The organism is Paraburkholderia sp. SIMBA_054 (genome assembly GCF_046534875.1).
GTDB lineage: Bacteria > Pseudomonadota > Gammaproteobacteria > Burkholderiales > Burkholderiaceae > Paraburkholderia > Paraburkholderia hospita.
The window spans coordinates 1-19735 of the sequence record NZ_JAWRXV010000087.1; the positions used below are offsets into that span (position 1 = coordinate 1).

13 protein-coding genes are annotated in these 19735 nt (G+C 64.5%); 1 reads left to right on the forward strand and 12 read right to left on the reverse strand.

Features of this window, described 5'->3' with window-relative positions; translation table 11 throughout:
- Nucleotides 1–200 precede the first annotated feature (200 nt).
- Nucleotides 201–896, reverse strand: coding sequence for a copper homeostasis protein CutC (locus SB822_RS49920; RefSeq protein WP_410858211.1), 696 nt, complete (start codon nt 894–896; stop codon nt 201–203).
- A 40-nt stretch (nt 897–936) separates the two neighbouring features.
- Nucleotides 937–2211, reverse strand: coding sequence for an EAL domain-containing protein (locus tag SB822_RS49925; RefSeq protein WP_086909731.1), 1275 nt, complete (start codon nt 2209–2211; stop codon nt 937–939).
- A 382-nt stretch (nt 2212–2593) separates the two neighbouring features.
- On the opposite strand from SB822_RS49925, the gene SB822_RS49930 reads away from it, so the two are divergent.
- Nucleotides 2594–4258, forward strand: a complete 1665-nt coding sequence (locus SB822_RS49930; RefSeq protein WP_086917006.1) for a Na+/H+ antiporter — start codon at nt 2594–2596, stop codon at nt 4256–4258.
- A gap of 58 nt (nt 4259–4316) precedes the next feature.
- On the opposite strand, the gene SB822_RS49935 is transcribed toward SB822_RS49930, so the two are convergent.
- From SB822_RS49935 to SB822_RS49980, 10 genes are all read right to left on the reverse strand, one after another.
- Complete coding sequence (locus SB822_RS49935; protein ID WP_079498251.1) at nt 4317–5624, reverse strand: solute carrier family 23 protein; 1308 nt, start codon at nt 5622–5624, stop codon at nt 4317–4319.
- A 187-nt stretch (nt 5625–5811) separates the two neighbouring features.
- Nucleotides 5812–7362, reverse strand: coding sequence for a methyl-accepting chemotaxis protein (locus SB822_RS49940; RefSeq protein ID WP_410858212.1), 1551 nt, complete (start codon nt 7360–7362; stop codon nt 5812–5814).
- Nucleotides 7363–7750: 388 nt separating this feature from the next.
- Nucleotides 7751–8377 carry a DUF2239 family protein gene (locus tag SB822_RS49945; RefSeq protein ID WP_410858213.1) on the reverse strand — a complete coding sequence of 209 codons (627 nt, stop codon included), beginning with the start codon at nt 8375–8377 and terminating at the stop codon, nt 7751–7753.
- Nucleotides 8378–8667: 290 nt separating this feature from the next.
- Nucleotides 8668–13581 (reverse strand): response regulator, encoded by a 4914-nt coding sequence (locus tag SB822_RS49950; RefSeq protein ID WP_410858214.1) that lies wholly within the window; start codon nt 13579–13581, stop codon nt 8668–8670.
- 128 nt (nt 13582–13709) lie between these two features.
- On the reverse strand, nt 13710–15344 hold the full coding sequence (locus SB822_RS49955; protein ID WP_410858215.1) for a response regulator: 1635 nt from the start codon (nt 15342–15344) through the stop codon (nt 13710–13712).
- Nucleotides 15341–16795: a sensor histidine kinase gene (locus SB822_RS49960; RefSeq protein WP_410858216.1), complete on the reverse strand. Its 1455-nt coding sequence runs from the start codon at nt 16793–16795 to the stop codon at nt 15341–15343. The genes SB822_RS49955 and SB822_RS49960 overlap by 4 nt, the downstream gene beginning before the upstream one ends.
- Nucleotides 16764–17921: an ATP-binding protein gene (locus tag SB822_RS49965; RefSeq protein WP_410858217.1), complete on the reverse strand. Its 1158-nt coding sequence runs from the start codon at nt 17919–17921 to the stop codon at nt 16764–16766. Before SB822_RS49965 ends, SB822_RS49960 begins: the two co-directional genes overlap by 32 nt.
- Nucleotides 17906–18331: an anti-sigma regulatory factor gene (locus SB822_RS49970; protein ID WP_086909739.1), complete on the reverse strand. Its 426-nt coding sequence runs from the start codon at nt 18329–18331 to the stop codon at nt 17906–17908. Before SB822_RS49970 ends, SB822_RS49965 begins: the two co-directional genes overlap by 16 nt.
- Nucleotides 18332–18350: 19 nt before the next feature.
- Nucleotides 18351–18707 (reverse strand): STAS domain-containing protein, encoded by a 357-nt coding sequence (locus SB822_RS49975; RefSeq protein WP_042314434.1) that lies wholly within the window; start codon nt 18705–18707, stop codon nt 18351–18353.
- A gap of 9 nt (nt 18708–18716) precedes the next feature.
- Entirely contained in the window at nt 18717–19580 is an 864-nt protein-coding gene (locus SB822_RS49980; protein WP_007582299.1) for an STAS domain-containing protein, read from the reverse strand.
- Nucleotides 19581–19735 lie beyond the last annotated feature (155 nt).

The window sequence follows — 19735 nt, forward strand, 5'->3', positions numbered from 1 at the left end:
AAAAGTAGGTGCCGCCCCGCACAGGGGCAACGCTTGAAGCACGAAGGCAAAACGCGGATGCCAGCGCAAAGGCAAACCCACAACCCGAACCCATCGCGGATGCCAGCGAAAACTCAGGCAAGCCACAACAAGCGTCGCAGACATGGGTAAGTCGTCACGCGGATGCCGGCGCAACGACAAGCAAACCAGAAACTGGACCATCACCCGCCCAACAAACCCCGAACCTCCCTCACCTTCTCCTCACAAACCGAACCGAGCGCAGCACTCCTTACGCCCGATCCAAAATGCACAGCCTCGACGCGCGTAGCGCGAACAAACCCAGCAACACGATCAACGTTAAGCCCAGCACCCGCGAGCACAGTGCAATGCGATTGCGCAGCGCGCACAACGAGCGCCCGAACCTCATCCGCAGCGTCCAGCACCGAACCCTTGCCACCTGAAGTCAACACATTCGTAACAGCATCAAACTCAAGCAACACATCAAGCGCCTCATGCAAATCACGCGCATCATCAAACGCACGATGAAACGTGATGGGCATGCCATCGGCAGCGTCAACGACCCGCAGCAACCCATCGCGATCAACCTCACGCGACGCAGTCAACATCCCAATCACAACAGCATTCGCACCCGCGGCCTTCACCGCACGCACATCCCGCAGCATCACTGCAAAATCATAGGGATCATAGACAAACGACCGGCTATGCGGCCGCACAATCACATTAACGGGAATCGACACCGCCGCGACTACGGCCTCGATCATCCCGATGCTCGGCGTCAACCCACCCTCGCCCATCGCCGTAATCAGTTCAAGCCGATCCGCACCGCCGCGCGCAGCGGCCATAGCATCGGCAACCGTCGTCGCGATGATTTCGAGCAATACCCGTTCGCTTCGCATATCAGAGAGTCACGTCGTGAAAAACGAAACCCACATGATCTCAGAAGTGCGGCTCCTCGAACCAGTCGATATCGCCGCACAACACGCAAGTCCGACTGCCGATCTGCGTCGCCACCGACAACGTCACACACGGCACCGCCTCGTTGATCGACAGATAGGGCCGCGTCACATGCACACGCTCAGGCGCTTCCATCGCCGCACGAAAATACGGGCGCCGCAGCCAGTTCGCGCCTTGCGCATCGGATAGCGGCAAGAAACGCGTCTCGTGCGAAGCACGGTCGGCACGCAGCACGACATTACGCCCGGCCTGCCGGCCTTTGTCGTCGAGCAGATAGCAACGCGCCACGTGATCGAGCGCAAGAAAATTCCAGCACACTTCGTCAAGCAGTTCGCCAGCCGCGAGCCGCTCGGCCGCGCGCTCGAACGCGCGAATGTACGGCGCGAGCCGCGACGCGTTGCGCCGCTCACGCTCCTCCGTCTGCGTCTGATAACGCTCGGTCAACTCGCCAATGCACGCTGCCGCATGCGCCGCGTCGGCGAGGCCCGGATGCGGGCGTCCAAAGAAAAAGCCCTGCACGAAATCGACGTTGCACTCCATCGCCATGTGCGCCTCGTGCTCCGTCTCGACACCTTCGATCAGCACCAGCTTGCCCGCCTCATGCAGCAGCGCGACGAGACCAGGCAGTATCGATGCGACGTCCGCGCGATGCGCCGCATGCGACAGCATGATGCGATCGAGCTTCACGATATCGGGATTCAACTGCCAGATGCGCTCGATGTTCGAATGCCCCGCGCCAAAATCGTCGAGCGCGATCAGGAAGCCGCGCTCGCGGAACTGGCGCACGGCATCGGCCAGACGCTCGATGTCCTCCGCGCTCTGTTCGAGCACTTCGAGCACGATGCGTCGCGGCGACAGGTTCAGCCGCCGCAAATTCGCCAGCAGCGCCGCCGAATGATACGAATCGATCAGCACGCCCGGATGGACGTTGAGAAACAGCCACTCGCGCTCCGCGCCGAGCACCTTGAAGTTCTCGAGATGCAGCGACTGCGCGAGCCGGTCGACATGCAACACGTCGCCGACGCGCGCCGCCTGGCCGAACACATCGACGGGCGACACCGCGCGGTCGAATGGATCGTGCGCGCGCAGCAAGCCTTCATAACCCACGGCACGCATGTGCGACAGGCTGAATATCGGCTGAAAGACGCTCGTCAGCGTCAGGTCGCCGTGTTGTACCGAATAGCGCTGCAGGCCCGAGGTCATGCTGAGCTCGAAGCCGTGCGGCACCGTTGTTCTTTCCTGTTGCGCAATCGTCATGCAGTCCTCTCACGCAAAAGCACAGCGGGCGCGTCGCAAAGGCGAAGTGCCGCCGCCGTCCTCGAAATGTGCGTTATCAGTTCCTATTAAGCAAGCTCCATGCGCACGGTGGCGCACCTACAAACGAAATTTGCATGGAAAGGCTGCACCGCGCGAAGCGCACATGCGTCGCGCGAGGGCACGCAATGCACCGCCGCGGTGCATCTTGCTTTCGAACGACTTGCGGCCTTTGAAGCGCGATGTCATCCCGTCGGGCTACACTTCGGGCTGACCGACGCGCCGCATCGTCTTTCCAGACGCGGCGTTTCATGTCGCGATGGGTCGTCCCAAGTGTTGCTCTTCCCGTCGCGCGCCACTGCCTGTTTCCTCACACCCGTTTCCGATGGATATCGTCTTCACCGTTTTGATCCTGCTGCTCGCCGTCGCCGCTTCGGGCGTCGTGGTGCGGCTGGTGCCGCTCAAGCTGCCGCTGCCGCTCGTGCAGATCGTGTTCGGTGCGCTGCTCGCATGGCCGCGCCTTGGCCTGCATGTGACGTTCGATCCCGAACTCTTCATGATGCTGTTCATTCCGCCACTGCTGTTCGCGGACGGCTGGCGCATTCCGAAGCGCGAGTTCTTCATGCAGCGTCGCGCGATCCTGATGCTCGCGCTCGGCCTCGTGTTCATGACGGTGGTCGCGGTCGGCTACTTCATTCACGCGATGGTGCCGTCGATCTCGCTGCCCATCGCGTTCGCGCTCGCCGCCGTGCTGTCGCCGACGGACGCCGTCGCGCTGTCGGGCATCGCTGGGCGCAACCGCTTGCCCGAGCATCTGATGCATATCCTCGAAGGCGAAGCGTTGATGAACGACGCGTCCGGTCTCGTCGCGTTGAAGTTCGCGATCGCCGCCGCGTTGACGGGCGTGTTCTCGCTGCGCGACGCGTCGGTGAGTTTTGTGATCATCGCGCTCGGCGGGCTGGCGACGGGCGCGGCCGTCGCGTGGCTCTTTAGCTTCGCGTCGACGCGCTTTCTCAACCTCACCGAAGAAGGCGACCCTGCGCCCGGCGTCGTGATGACGATGCTGATTCCGTTCGCCGCGTATCTGTTCGCCGAGCACTTCGAGTTTTCCGGTGTTCTCGCCGCCGTCGCCGCCGGCATGACGATGAACTACTCGACGTTCACGACCTCGAGCCCCGCGTCGGCGCGCGTGCGGGCGAGCGTCACGTGGACGATGATCGAGTTCGTCTTCAATGGCATGGTCTTTATCCTGCTCGGCCTACAGTTTCCGCACATCATCGGCCGCGCGCTGCTCGACGCGCATAAAGAAGCGAGCGGCTCCGAGTTGCGGCTGATCTTCTATGTCGCCGCCGTCACGGTGGCGCTGTACGCGTTGCGCTTCGTGTGGGTCTGGCTGCTGCGCTGGTTCGCGAGCCGCGGCGCGGCGAAGCAAGGCGTCGCGAATGCAGTGCCCGGCCTGCGCACCGTATCGATGACGACCATCGCGGGCGTGCGGGGCGCCGTGACGCTTGCGGGCGTGCTGTCGCTGCCCGTCGCGTTATCGAATGGACAGCCGCTGCCTGGACGCGATACCGCGATCTTCATCGCGTCGGGCGTGATTCTCGTGTCGCTGTTCGTCGCTGTGATCGGCCTACCGCTATTGATGAACGGCGCGCGCCGCCGGCCCGATCCGCATGCCGCCGAAGAACGCATGGCGCGCATTCAGGCGGCGCAGGCAGCAATCCGCGCGATCGACCGCTATCAGGAAACCGCGACCGCCGATCTCGACGAAGCCTCATCCGCGCATGCCGCCGATGTGACGGCACGCGTGATGGACATTTACCGCCGCCGTCTCGCAACGCTCGACGACGACATGGAACCCGCCGAAAACGCGCGGCGCGCCGAAGCGCTGGAGTTTCAGATGAAGCTCGCGGCGATGCGCGCCGAACGCGTGACGCTGCTCGACCTGCGCGGCAGTCAGCTGATCAACGACGACACGATGAACAAGCTGATGCGCGAAGTGGATCTGTCGGAGACCGCGCTGCTGACGCGCGGAAAAGGGAAGAAGTAAAGAAAACGGGCGCCTCGCTGAACTGCGGGCGCCCGTTGTGCTCAAGCGGATAGCTGTATCAGACAGCCGGTTCTTGCGGACCTTTGCGACGCAGCAGCGCGTACAGAATGATCGCGCCGAACGTCGCAGTGCCGATGCCGCCAAGCGCAAAGCCGCCGAACTTCAGCGAGAAGTCGCCCGCGCCGAGCACCAGCGTCACGGCGGCGACAATCAGATTGCGGTTGTCGGAGAAGTCGACCTTGTTGACGACCCAGATGCGCGCGCCCGTCACCGCGATCAGACCGAACACGACGATCGACACACCGCCCAGCACCGGGCCGGGAATGGTCTGGATCACGGCGCCGAACTTCGGCGAGAAACCGAGCACCAGCGCGATCACCGCGGCGATCACGAACACGAGCGTCGAGTAGATCTTCGTGACGGCCATCACGCCGATGTTTTCCGCGTACGTCGTGACGCCCGTGCCGCCCGCGAAGCCGGACACGACCGTCGCGAGACCATCGCCGATGAACGCGCGGCCGATGTAGCCGTCGAGGTTCTGTCCCGTCATCGCGCTAACCGCCTTGATGTGGCCGAGGTTCTCAGCAACGAGGATCACCGCGACGGGCGCGAGCAGCGCCATCGCCTGACCGCTGAAGACGGGCGCCGTGAAATGCGGCATGCCGAACCACGCCGCATTCGCAACGACCGAGAAGTCGATCGGCTTACCCATGCCCATGCCGTTCGTGACGATCGCGTAGATCACGTAAGCGATCAGCAAGCCGACGAGAATCAGCAGACGCTGCAACATGCCGCGCGCGAACACGGCCACGGCGCCGACGCACAGCACGGTGACGAGCGCCATGTATGAATCGAACGCGCTGCCGCTCACGCCCTTGACGGCGATCGGCGCGAGATTCAGGCCGATCACCGCGACGATCGAGCCCGTCACGACGGGCGGCATCAGCGTCTCGATCCATGCGGTGCCGACAGCCGACACGATCAATCCGATGATGACGTACACCACCCCGCACGCGATGATCCCGCCAAGCGCGACGGGTATGTTCATGTTCGGGCCGTGACCGGTGTAGCCGGTGATCGCGATCACCAGACCGATGAACGCGAAGCTCGAACCGAGATAGCTCGGCACGCGCCCACCGACCAGCACAAAGAACAGCAGCGTGCCGATCCCCGACATGAAGATGCAAAGATTGGGATCGAAGCCCATCAGGAGCGGCGCGAGCACCGTCGAACCGAACATCGCGACGACGTGCTGGATGCCCATCGCCAGCATTTGCGGCCCGGGCAAGCGCTCGTCGGTGTTGACGACGCGCCCCTCGACGCTCTTGGACTGGACACGCCAGCGCGGAAAATAGGAATCGGCCATCGCGGGGGTTCTCCTCTATTGGCGTAGATCTTGTATGGAAGCGCCGCCTTTTGCGTGATGCCGCAGCGCGGTCCAGGATGGGATTCTTGAACTACGCGCGAGTGTACGGAGAGCGTCTGGCGCTGACAAGCCGCGTGAAATGCGTACGCGCGGCGGTGTTGCGCCCCGATGTTGCGTCCATGCCGCATTAAAGCGAAAACACCGAGACGGCTGCCTTCAGATGCCTTGCCTGGTCGGCCATCGCGCCCGTGGCAGCCGCCGCCTGCTCGACGAGCGCCGCGTTCTGCTGGGTGACTTCGTCCATCTGCGCGACGGCGCGGTTCACCTGCTCGATGCCCGTGCTCTGTTCGCTCGATGCCGCCGAAATCTCGCCCATGATGTCCGTCATCCGCTGCACGGCCTGCGTGACTTCCGTCATGGTCCGACCCGCGCGCTCGGCGAGCACGGCGCCGCTGTCTACGCGCGACGTCGAGCTTTCGATCAGTTCCTTGATCTCTTTCGCCGACACCGCGCTGCGTTGCGCAAGCGCGCGCACTTCGCCCGCGACGACCGCGAAGCCGCGCCCCTGTTCGCCTGCACGCGCCGCTTCGACGGCGGCGTTCAGCGCGAGGATATTCGTCTGGAACGCGATGCTCTCGATCACGCCGATGATGTCCGTCATCCGCTTGGAGCCGGCCGCGAGCTCGCGCATCGTCTCGACCACATCGCCGACAAGACCGCTGCCGCGCACGGCCACTTCCGACGCGCCTGCCGCGACGCCGCTCGCCTGCTGGGCGTTGTCGGCGTTCTGGCGGACGGTCGCTGTCAGTTGCTCCATGCTCGACGCCGTTTCTTCCAGTGACGCGGCCTGCTCCTCGGTGCGTTGCGACAGATCGGTATTGCCCTGCGCGATTTCGCCCGACGCGAGCAGGATCGATTCGCTCGACTCGCTGATCTTGCCGACGATCGCGGCCAGTTGCTCGCGCATGTTGGCGAGCGCGTAGAGCAGGCTCGCGGTGTCGCCGGGTTTCGTGTCGACGCGCACGCCGAGATCGCCCGCCGCAATGCGACTCGCGATTTGCGCCGCGTATTCTGGCTCGCCGCCAAGCTGGCGCGTCAGACGCCGCGCGATCAGCCACGCGAACCCCGCGCCCACAACCATGGACGCCAGCACCAGCAGCGACAGCACCACGCGCATGCTCGCGTATTCCGCGCTTGCCTCGTGCTGCGCGACGTTCGCCTGCTGGCGGCGGTAGTCGATCAGCGCGACGATCTTGTCACGCAGCGCCTCGCTTGCGGCGATCGCGCGCCGTACCAGCTCGGCGTTATCGACGCCGGAAGGTATCGGCTGCAGCCCGATCTGCTGATGCACGATCGCTTCCCACGTCTCGGTCTTGCGCAGCACGTCGTCGTACAGCGATTGCCCGCCGTCACCCGCAATCGTCTCGCGATAACGCGCGTACCCGTCGTGCATGTGCCTCAGCGACGCGACGATGTCGTCCTTCAACTTCTGACGCGCGGCGTCGTCGGGCGCGTAGCCGAGGTTGGCGGCGTCGAGATCGGTGTCGATCTTGTAGCGGTTCGCCTCTTCCATCCAGTAGAGGCCGTCCATGTGGCGGCTCGATATTTCTTCCGTGATGCCGTGCATCGACGCCAGCGCCGACAATCCCGCCACGCCAACCGCTACACCAAAACCGATCACGGTCGCAAACGCGATCAGCAGCTTCTTCCAGACAGTCATGCGGTCAAACCACTTCATCGTGAGATCCTCGACAGTTCATCAGCCGTGCTTTGACGGGTTGAGTCGCAGGCAACGCGGGCCGGCGGGCTGCAATGCTTTTACGGCGCCCGTTATGCGGACTTGATGAACGGATGCACGGCATAAGAAAGCCGGCATGAGGGTTTGCGCGAAGTGGTTTGCCTGCTATCGGACGGCGCCGACTCGTGGAGCGCGGCGCCTTCGAAAATCACGCTTTGGGAGTTATCTGATATCGGAACGTATGTCCACTTCCCTACACTGCACAGGCTGCGTGACCCCGATTGAGTAGCGCAAGCGATGTTGTAACTCTCCGACTTTCCGCTCATGCTCCCCGGCATGAGCGGTTTTTTTTCGCCTGATGCTTTTCAACTTTTTGCGCGCTCAGGCTTCAGGGATTCCCCGACGCATCCACATCGAGCGCGCGCCTCGCCAGCTTGCGCGTGTGATCGCGCACATCGACGGGCCATGCGGCTGTCATGGCATCGAAGCGGGCGGCGTCGTTCGCATACAGCGCGCGCGTCGCTTCTTCGTAACCGGCGAGATCGCCCGCCATCGCCGTCATGAACCGATACGCCGCTTCCTGCGCCTGACGCATGCGGTCCTTTCCTTCGCTCGCGCCCCGCGCCGCGTCGACCAGCTTGCGCAGCGCGACCGATGCGCCGCCCGGCTGCCCGTTCAACCATTCCCAATGCCTCGGCAGCAACGTGACCTCACGCGCGACGACACCCAGCTTCGGCCGGCCACGGCCGCGCGCGGCCGTCGGTTCGTCGCTCGCCGGTTCGGTTTGGCGCGCTTTACGGTCTGGCTGATCGACGAGCCTTGCAAGCACGTCGCTCGCGGAGCCTCGCAGGTCGAGTTCAATGGGTCGGCTGGTCAAGTCGTCGAAGATCAGCACGGAAGCGCCGCCGTCGCGGTCTGTCGCAGCCTTCGCGGCCAGCGCGACATCCTTCAACGCGCCTGACGCAAGGCGTCGAACGCCTTCGAAAGCCGTGCAGGTTACCGGGTGAGTTGTCATGTCGTGCCTCGCATCGTGTGGAATCGATGCACATATTTTATCCGGATATAAATATAAAACGCAATATCACCCGGATAAAAATACAACGGCCGTTGCCGGACGACATACCCACATCGCATTGCCGTAATGCTGAATAGAGGCGGCGAGAACGAAGACTGCCGACGCTCGGCCCGTTCACCTGCAAGACGCCTTGACCATGAAGCGCGCTATGGCTCGTTCTTCTCGCGAGTAGCTGCTGCCGACGCTGCCCGATCGCGACGATCACCTACTGAGCCGAACGTGGCGAAGCATCATTCGACGCACGCGCGCAATGCATTGACGAGATCGAGTGGATCGTACGGCTTGCGCAATTGCGAGGCGCCCTGCAATTGCGTCTGCTGCTGCGGCGACAGCGCCGCGTCCGAGCCCGTGACGAAGATCACGCGCATGCCAGGCTGGCGCGCGGCGGCGTCGATGGCCAGATCGACACCCGACACGCCCGCCAGTCCGATGTCCGTTAACAGCACGTCGAAGTCGCGCTCGCCCAGCATCTGCGACGCTTGCGTCGCGCTCTCCGCTTCGGCGACCTCGAGTCCGAAAGTGCGCAACAGCTCCGCCGTGCTGACGCGAACCAGTTCGTCATCTTCGACGAACAGGATGCGCAGATGACGGATCGCGTCGAAGGTCTCGTTGTTCTGCCGATCGACATACCTGACGGTTTGCGAGTCCTCCGCCTGCAGCGTGACGACGTCTTCCGGCCGCGCGTACTGCACGTGCAGCGCATGCTGGATCTTGCGCGCGAGCGCTTCCTGCGAGTACGGCTTGCTCAACAGCTCGACCCCTTCGTCCAGCCGCCCGCCGTGCACGATCGCGTTATCCGTGTATCCCGACGTGAACAGCACCGCGATGCCCGGCTGCCGCTCGCGCGCCTTGCGCGCCAGCTCCGTGCTGCGCAGCGGCCCAGGCATCACGACGTCGGTGAACAACAGATGGATCGGCACGCCGCTTTCGACGATCGCCAGCGCGCTTTGCGCATCCTTCGCCTTCAGCACGCGATAGCCGAGCGACGCCAGCATCTCGACGACCGTCGTGCGCACGTCTTCATCGTCTTCGACGACGAGAATCGTTTCCGCGCCGCCTTTGGCCGGGCCCGCATCGACATCCGTTTCGAGATCCTCTTCCTCGCGCACGCGCGGCAGATAGAGGCGGATCGTCGTGCCATGCCCCATCTCGCTGTAGATCTTCACATGGCCGCCCGACTGCTTGACGAAGCCATACACCATGCTCAAGCCAAGCCCCGTGCCTTGCCCTTCGGGCTTGGTCGTGAAGAACGGCTCGAACACATGCTCCTGCACATCGGCCGACATGCCCGATCCCGTATCGGTGACAGCGACCATCACGTACTGGCCGGGCGTGACGTCGGCGTGGCGCTTTGCGTACGCATCATCGAGCGATGCGTTGCCCGCTTCGATGGTCAGCTTGCCGTGGCCGTCCATCGCATCGCGCGCGTTGATCGCGAGATTGAGCAGCGCGTTCTCCACCTGGAACGGATCGACGAGCGTATTCCACAATCCGCCCGACACGACCGTTTCGATCTCGATGCCGTCACCGAGCGCGCGCCGCAGCATGTCGTCGAGACCGCGCACGAAGCGCCCGAGGTTCACCACCTTCGGCGCGAGCGGCTGGCGGCGGCCGAACGCGAGCAGTTGCGACGCGAGCTTCGCGCCGCGCGCGACGCCCCCGAGCGCATTGCGCACGCGTTGCGCGGAGCGTTCCTGGCCAACGACGTCGTCGGCGAGCAGTTGAAGATTGCCGCCGATCACCTGCAGCAGATTGTTGAAGTCATGCGCGACGCCGCCCGTCAGCTTGCCGATCGCCTCCATCTTCTGCGCGACGCGCAACGCTTCTTCCGCGTGACGCAGCGCTTCCTGCGTTTCACGGTCGCTCGTCACGTCGCGGCCGACGCCGTGAATGCGCTTCGTATCGGGATCGAGCGAAAGCGTCCACGCGATCCAGCGCCACGTGCCGTCGATATGCCGCAGCCGGTTTTCGAAGCGCATCGGAGCGCCCGTGCGGCGCAGTTCGTCGAGGTACGCCTTGACCATCGAATGGTCGTCGGTATGAATCAACGAGAAATACGACTGCAACGCGAGCCAGTGCGCGTCGTGACCCAGCACGCGTGTCCACGAAGGACTGATGCGCTGCAATTCGCCATTGAAACCCGCGACCACCAGCAGGTCTTCGCTGAAGTCCCACAGACGGTCGCGATCCGCGACGGCTTCGATCACGCGCGCCTCGAGCGTTTCGTTCAGCTCGCGCAGCGCCTCTTCCGCCTTGGTTCGCTCGGTGATTTCGCGCTGCGCGGCCTGGTAGAGCCGCGCGTTGTCGATGGCCGTCGCGGCCTGGGCGGCGATGCCTTCGACAAGACGCTCCGCGCGCGCGGTGAACACACCTGGCGTCGGATGTCCGAAGAACAGGCCGCCGAGCACTTCGCCCGTGCGCGACACGACGGGCGCGGCAAGATAGCTGCGCACCTTCAGATGGCCCTCGGGCATGCCGCGATGCGGCGGGTTGCGGCCGTAACGCGTGTCTTTCGTGATGTCATCGGAGCGCATGATGCCTTCGCCCATGAACGTCGGCGCGAACACGGCCGTGTTGCGCGGCATCGGAAACTCCGCGAAGGTGTCTTTCGGCACGCCCGACAACGTGTACAGCATGTAGCTGCCGCCCTTGTCGTCCTGCACGTTGTAGAAGAACGAGCCGAATGCGGCGCCCGTCAGTTCCGTCGCGGCATCGACGACGACCTGCACCGCGCGGTTCAGGTCGAGTTCCGCTGCGACCGCAGTGCCGACGCGGTTCAGGATTTCCAGCGTGCGCGATTCCTCGCGCAGACGGTTGCCCGTTTCGCGCCGCAAGCGCGCGAGTTGCAGATTGCCCGCGACGCGCGCGAGCAGTTCGCGCGCTGCGAACGGCTTGATCAAGTAGTCGTCCGCGCCCGATTCGAGGCCGCCCACTTTCGCCTCTTCGCCTGCGCGCGCCGACAACAGCAGTACGGGCGTTTCGCGTAGATCGGCGTCAGCGCGCAACTCGCGCAACAGGCCAAAGCCGTCGAGCTTCGGCATCATCACGTCGGACACGATCAGATCGGGCTGCAGGTTACGGGCGGCGGCGAGCGCCTCCTCGCCGTCGCCTGCGACATGCACCTCATGACCCGCCGCCGACAGAATGCGCCGCATGTAGTCGCGCAGATCGGCGTTGTCGTCGACGACGAGCAGCTTGCCCGTCGCTTCACCCGTCATCCCGGTGGATGGTGTATCGCTGGTGCCGGGCAGCATGCTCAGGTCGTCGGCTGCGCTGGCCGTGTACGCATCGGGCAGCCAGCGCAGCGCAGCGTCGGCGTAGCTGTGCGCGTTCGCGCTCGTCGTTGCGCGCGCGCTGTCGCTCGACGCAGGATCCATCGATACCGTAGCCGGCAGCACGACCGTAAAACGCGTGCCGACGCCAAGCTCGCTCTCGACATGAATCACGCCGTCATGCAGCCGCACCAACTCGCTGACGAGCGCAAGCCCTATACCGCTGCCTTCGACCGACCGCCCCACCGCGCCCTCGACGCGATGGAAACGTTCGAACAAACGTGGAATCTCGTGCTCGGGAATGCCGATGCCCGAATCGGCGACGCTCATTTCGATGCTGCCGCTCTGCGTCATTTTCAGGCTCACCGCGATGTTGCCCGTGAGCGTGAACTTGAACGCATTCGACAGCAGGTTGAGCACGACCTTTTCCCACATCTCGCGATCGATCGACACGGGATGCGGCAACGGTTCGCAATCGACTTCGAGCGTCATGCCCGCCGACTCGACCGCCGAGCGAAACAGCGACGCCAGGTCGGCGGTGAACATCGCGAGATCGGTCGGCTGCGGATGAATCTCGATGCGCCCTGCCTCGATGCGCGAGAAATCGAGCAGCGCGTTCACGAGCTTCAGCAGCCGCAAGCCGTTGCGATGCGTGACTTCGAGCAGCGGCCGGTCAGCCGTGTTGGCCGCTTCGGGTTTGGCGAGCAGTTCTTCGAGCGGGCCCAGCATCAGCGTGAGCGGCGTGCGGAATTCGTGGCTGATGTTCGAGAAGAAAGTTGTCTTCGCGCGATCGATTTCCGCGAGCGCTTCCGCGCGCCGCCGCTCTTCTTCGTAGGCGTCCGCGTAACCGAGCGCCGCGCCCATCTGCCGCGCGACCAGCGTGAGAAACGAGCGGTAGTTGTCGTCGACGAGCCGGTACGGATTCAGCCCGACGACCAGCACGCCGCCGCGCCCCGCTTCGCCCGATGGCTGCACGGGCAGCACGGCCGCCTGCGCGCTCGGCCGCTGCCATGCGCCCGTAGGCAACGGCGCGTCGAAGCGCTCCGTGAGATCCGACACGATGGCGAGACGCTGGCTGCGCAGCACCTCTGTGAACGGCCACACGGGGCTGGGCGCGGCATCGATAGATTGCGGCGCGGCAGGATGTCCTGCGCCGATGCCGCATGCGCCCGCCAGCGACGCCGAAGCGCCGCCCGGCTCGGTCTGATAGAACAGCGCGAAGGTGACGTCGTAAGGATCGCTTTCGAGCGCACGCACGCTGCGCTCGCAGACGTCGCGCCACGACAGCGCGTCGCGCGTCGCCGCGCCGATTTCGCGCAACAGGCGCAACTGGCGTTCGCCGAGCACGCGCACGGTGTCGTCGCTGTTCGCGCAGATGATGCCGCCCGTGCCGCCTTGATCGTCGGGAATCGGGCTGTAGGAAAACGTGTAGTACGTTTCTTCCGGATAGCCGTTGCGCTCCATGATCAGGAGCTTCTGTTCCGTGAACGTACCTTCGACGCCCGTGAGCGCCGTCTCCAGCAGCGGATGAATTTCGCTCCAGATTTCGTGCCACACCACCGAAGTCGGCAACCCGAGCGCGACGGGATGCTTGCCGCCGATGATCGACTTGTACGGATCGTTGTAGAAGTAGATCAGGTCCGGCCCCCAGCCGATCCAGATCGGCTGGCGCGACGTGAGCATGATGCGGATCGCCGTCTTCAGACTTTGCGGCCAGCCGTCGGGCACGCCGAGCGGCGTCGCGCGCCAGTCGTAGGCGCGTATCAGACCGCCCATCTCGCCGCCGCCCGCGAGGAAGCTGGGAGACGCGCTGCCTGCGAGCGCCGCGTCCGCCTCAGTGGACGCGCCCGCCATCGTGTTGTCCGGTTTCATCGACGCAACCTCTCCCGCCGTATCGCCTTCGCGCGTGCCGCCGTTATTGGTGACGCACGGTGCGCCGCTGACTATGTTCGCCGCTCTCGCGTGCTACCTTGCTTCGCCACCTTCCATTCGATGCGCCTTCACCCCGTCGCGTCCGACTGCACGGGCGTGCCCGGATTGCGCGGCATGCCGCTCGCGCCGTCCGCCGCGATCACGCGCTCGATGTCGTCGAGTGATGCGGGCTTCACCAGATGATGATCGAAGCCCGCATCGCGCGTGCGTTGCCGGTCGCTTTCCTGACCATAGCCCGTAAGCGCGATCAGCAACGCGCCCGCCGTGGCCGGCTCGGCGCGCAACGCGCGCGCGACCTGATAGCCGTCGATGCCCGGCAAGCCGATATCGAGCAGCACGACTTCCGGCTTGAATTCGCCTGCCGTCGAGATCGCTGCGGCGCCGTCGTACATCACGCGCACGTCGTGGCCGAGCATTTCGAGCAGGATCGACATCGATTCGGCGCCGTCGACGCTGTCATCGACCACCATCACGCGGCGCTTCGCGTCCGGCACGCTTTGGGTGTCGCCGACGGGATTGGCGGCGACGGGCGCCGATGTAGTCAAGGCGTCGTCGTCGGATGCCACCGCCCCCGACTCTGCCGGGCACGGCGCCGCTACGTTTTCTGATGCCGCTATCGGCAATGTCACGACGAATTCCGAGCCCATTCCAAGCCCCGCAGAAAATGCCTCGATAGTGCCGCCATGCAGTTCGGTGAGCGTCTTGGCGAGCGAAAGCCCGATGCCAAGACCGCCCTCCGAGCGCGCGAGCGAATCTTCCGATTGCATGAAGAGATTGAACACATCGGCCAGTTCGTTCGGCGGAATGCCGATGCCGTTGTCGCGTACGCGGATCGTCATGATGTCTTCGGCCGCGCTCGCGTCGAGTTCGATCACGCCGCCTTCGGGCGTGTACTTCGCCGCGTTCGACAGAAGATTGCTGATCACCTGCGCGACGCGGATCGGGTCGCCGTAGATCATGCATGACTCGTCGGGCACGTTGACGTGCAACGTGTGCTGCTTCTTCTGAATGGACGGCTGGTTCGCTTCGACAGCCGTCGCGACGGCGGCGGCAATATCGACGCATTCGATCTGCAGCGCGATCTTGCCGTGCGTGATGCGCGACACGTCGAGTAGATCGTCGACGAGCCGGCTCAGATGCTCGACCTGACGGCGCGCGATCATGCGCGCGTCGCGCACGGTGTCGTCGTTCGCTTGATGACGCGGGTCCATCAGCTCGACGGCATTGCGGATCGGCGCGAGCGGATTGCGCAGTTCGTGCGCGAGCGTCGCGAGGAACTGGTCCTTGCGGCGGTCGGCGTCGCGCAGTGCTTCTTCCGCGCGATGCAGCCGCAACAGCGCGCGCACGTTGGCGGCGAGTTCGGCCGGCTCGATCGGCTCCGTCAGATAGCTGTCCGCGCCGACGTCGAGCGCGCGGACTTTGTCGAACGATTGCACGGCGGCCGCCGACGTCTGCAGGATCAGCGTCGAGCGCGTGCGCGGATCGCGCTTGAGAATCGAGCAGACCTCGATGCCGCTGATATCGGGCAGCTTCACGTCGAGCAGCACGAGCGCCGGACTGTGCGCACGCACCTGATCGAGCGCGCCCTGGCCCGTCGCTGCCTCGATCACCTCGAAACCGGCATGCACGAGCACGCGCGTTTTCGCGTAGCGCGCGCCGTCGTTGTCGTCGACGTTGAGGATCAGCGGAGCGGCAACCGTCATGAGGCGCCTCCGTGCGCGTTGGCGGGGCCGCCGGCTGCGTCGTCCGCGCCCGGTCCGGCGACCGCTTCGATCGTGAGCGGCAGCGTCGCGAAGAAGGTCGAGCCGACGCCCGGCTTGCTGTCGACGCCCGCATAGCCGCCGAGCAGCGCGGCGAGCTTGCGGCACAGCGGCAAGCCGAGGCCCGTTCCCTTGACCCGCTGCTGCAGATGGTTCTGCACCTGGCCAAACTCCTCAAAAATCACTTGCTGGTGCTCCTCGGCGATGCCAATTCCCGTATCGGCCACGAAGAACGTGACGTGGTCGCCATCCGGCTCCATTCGCGCGCCGACGCGTATCTCCCCGCGCTCGGTAAATTTGAGCGCGTTGGAGACGAAATTACGCAGTATCTGCGTGAGCTTGGCTTCGTCGGTGAAGATGGGTGGCAAACCGTACGCGTCCTCGAAGATCAGCTTCACCGACGGATCAGTTTGCAGCGGCGTCAGCATCGGGCGCAACGCCGCAAAGAGTTCCGTGGCCTTGAACCACGCGGGCGTCACCTCGGTACGGCCTGCTTCGATCTTGGCGAGATCGAGCAGATCGTTGACGATTTCGGTTAGATCCTCGGCCGATTTGCGGATAAGTAGCACTTGGCGTTCCTGCTCGGCGGAAAGATCGCCGTCGAGCCGGTTCACCAGCAGATTCGACAGTGCCCGGATCGAACTGAGCGGCGTACGCAGCTCGTGGCTCATGTTCGACAGGAAGCGCGACTTCATCGTGTCGGCGCGGCGCAGTTCGTCCGCGCGTTCGTCCAGCTCTGCGTACAGCGCGACCACCCCGCGATTGGTGGCTTCGAGTTCCAGCGTGAGGCGCGTCAACTCGTCCTGACGGTCGCGCAATTCCGTCAGCGTGGAGAGGAGTTCGCGATTCTGTTCGAGCACTTCGTCGAACGAACGGCGCGCCGCGTCTTCGGCGCTCGTTGCTCCGCCCGGGCGTCTGCCCAGCGCGTTTTGCTGGACGAGGTTGCGCATGATCGCGTCGATGCCCGTCGCGGCCATTTCGGGACGGTCGAGGGGCAGGAAGCGCGCCATAGTGACAGCCGTCCCGCGCTCCACCGACGATTCGATGTCGCACCGGTCCATCAGCCGACGGCTGCCGGCAATGCCGCGGCCCATGCCCGTCGACGAGCGGTAGGTGCCGTCGAGCACCGATTCAAGCTCGCGGATGCCGGGCCCCTGGTCGCGCACGTCGATGAGAAGCGCTTGCGGTCTCGAAGCGCCATCAAACGCGAACGTCACCTCGCCGCCATACGCGTATTCGAATGCATTGCGCGCGATCTCAGAGACCGCGCTCGCGATGCGCGTCTGGTCGAGCGTGGAGAAGCCGAAGCCCGCGGCGATCGCGCGAGCCTTGCGGCGCGCGGCGACGACGTCTTCCTCAGCCTCAAGCCGAATGCGCAATATGGGGGTCGTCATGCCTGAAATGTACTCCCTGGTCTGCCTTGACAACTACCACAGTGGCGTCGTCGCGGCGGCGCGAGAAATCGCGGTACAGGACGGCGGCGATCATCACGGCCGGCTGCAGATGCAAGCCCGGATACGCGGCGAGATCCCAGCGCGTGCCGATGCCGTCCGAATGCAGGATGAGCAGCGCGTCGCGCGTCCACGTCACTTCGAACTCTTGCGAGTCGCGCATCGTATGACCAACAATGCCGTTGCGCGACGTGAACTGCCAGCTGTTGCGTGCGCTGTCGGCTGCCGTGCTCGCGCTGCGGCCCGCGCCGCCGCCGACGAGTGCCGGCTTACCGGTATTGAAGATCGACGCCGCGATGTTGCCCGTGCCTGTGAACACAAGCTGCGAGCGCGCGAGATCGAGCCGCGCGATGGCGACGGCGGCGCCGCGCGTAGGGCGCAGCGCACCGTGCGCGAGTTCCATCAGCGCGGCGGGCGAACGGCCCGCGCGCCGCCGCGCGACATCGACGGCGCCTGCTGCCGCGACATGCGCGTCGGGACCGTGGCCGAGACCATCGGCGAGCGTGACGGTCAGGCCGTCCTGATCCGCTTCAATGCCCCACGCGTCGCCGCATACGGATTCGCCCGGATACGGCACGCATACGCCGCCGATGTCGGTGCCCGCCGCCGCGCGTCCCGCGCGCTCGTTCGTGCCGCGGCTGCGCACCACGGCGCGCAGCACCGTGCCGAGATTCGGCTGCGAATACACCGACAACTCTTCCGACAGCCGCCGGATCGCGCCGAGCCCCGTGCCCGGCGAACCCGCCGTCGAGCTTCCGTCGCGGAACGCGAGCTGCACGTCCTGCATGCCTGAGCCATTGTCGATCGCGATGATCTCGACGCCGTCGGCGAACGTGCCCGACGTATCCGAAGGCAGGACGCGCACGAGCAGTTCGCCGTGCTGCGCGTGCTTGAGAATGTTGGTGGCCGCCTCCGTCACGATCAGCGCGACGCGGCCCAGGTCCGTTTCGTTCAGCGCGCCCTTTTGCGCCGCATCATTGGCGCCGCGCCGCGCGAACGCGACGCTGCTCGCGTCGGCGATTTCGAACGACGCGTGCATGGCACGCAGACCGCTCAGCGAAGTTTCCATTTGGTGATCGACACTGTCGTGCCTTTCCCTGGTTCCGACTGGATTTCAAACTCGTCGCACAGACGCCGCGCGCCGCCGAGCCCGAGGCCAAGGCCCGAGCCGCTCGTGAAGCCGTCCTGCAACGCGCGTTCGATATCCGGAATGCCCGCGCCCTGGTCGACGAACGTCAGCTTCAGGCCTTTGCGCGCGCCGTTGAGCAGCACGCTCAACGTCGCGTCGCCGCCTCCACCGTACAAAAGCGTGTTGCGTGCCAGTTCGCTCGCGGCCGTGACGAACTTCGTCTGATCGACGAGCGAGAAACCTTGTGCAATGGCTTCGTCACGCACGATCTGGCGAAGCTTGACGATCTCCTGATCCGAGCGCAGACCGACTTCGACAGTCGATGTCACCACTACGCCGAATGAGTTCATGTGTGAGCGCCCCGAATAATCAGCGCTGTCGCTGCTTGAGCAGCGCCATGCCTCGTTCGACGTTGAGCGCCGTGCGCACACCCGTCAACGTGAGTCCTAGTTCGACCAGCGTGATCGCGACGGACGGCTGCATGCCGACCACAACCGTCTGCGCATCGAGCACCGTCGCCATGGCGGCCGTGTTGCTGATCATGCGGCCGATGAACGAGTCGACGATATCGAGCGCCGAGATGTCGATCAGCACACCTTTCGCCTTGTCTTTCACGATGCGCGCGGTCAGGTCGTCCTGAAGCGTGATGGCGAGACGGTCGTGCATGTCCACCTGAATCGCGACGATCAGGCAGTCGCCCAACCGCAGGATGGGAATGCGATCCATGGCGTCACCTTAACCGGCGGCGCGCGTCGGAATGCTCGACCCGCTCTTTTGCAGCGCAATGATGAAGGCGTCCGCTAGCGTGGACTTCGTGATCACGTTGGTCAGGTCGACGCCGAGATGCACGATGGTCTGCGCAATCTGCGGACGAATGCCGCTGATGATGCAATCCGCGCCCATCAGACGCGCGGCTGCGACGGTCTTCAGCAGATGTTGCGCGACGAGGGTGTCGACGGTTGGAACGCCTGTGATGTCGATGATCGAAATGGCGGCGCCTGTTTCGACGATCTTTTCCAGCAGGCTTTCCATCACCACTTGCGTGCGCGCTGAATCGAGCGTGCCGATCAGCGGCAACGCGAGGATGCCGTCCCATAGCTGCACGACGGGCGTCGACAGTTCGAGTAGTTCTTCCTGTTGACGCGCGATGATCGCTTCGCGGCTGCGCTGGAACACTTCCGTCGTGTAGAGGCCGAGCGAGTCGAGCATCAGGTTCACCGTCCAGCTCATGTCGGCGAGTTCTTGCGGCTGGCTGGCGTACTCCTCGCGCAGGCGCGCGTAGAGCGGCTGCTTCAGCGAGAACACGAAGGTCGCTGTTTCGACTGGCGTGAAGCCCTGGCGCGCGCGATGCGCGGACATGTCGGCGAGAAACGCGCGCACGGGTTCCCATTCGGGGCGGGACGCGTCCAGCGTATCGGCTTTGGCAAGTGTGTCGGAGAAGATGTTCAGGAAGTTGCGGAACTGGTCGCTCATCTCCGCTTCCGTGGCGAGCCCGCGGCGCAGCGAGATCGAAAGATGCTGGTTCAACCATTCTGTGAGCAGCGTGTCGCGATGACGCGTCAGCACCTCGACGAGGGCCGCGCTTTTAGAAGCGGTCATAAGGTCTCCGGGGGAGTGCAGGTAAATTTTGCCCAATTGTTTGTGTGCAAACTGTTCGCACGCGTTCGATGCGCGCAAACATTACCGGAAGGCGTGTGATGACGGCAGATAGCAGCGCCTTGCGGGATGATCGCCCAATACTACAGGCGCGCTGC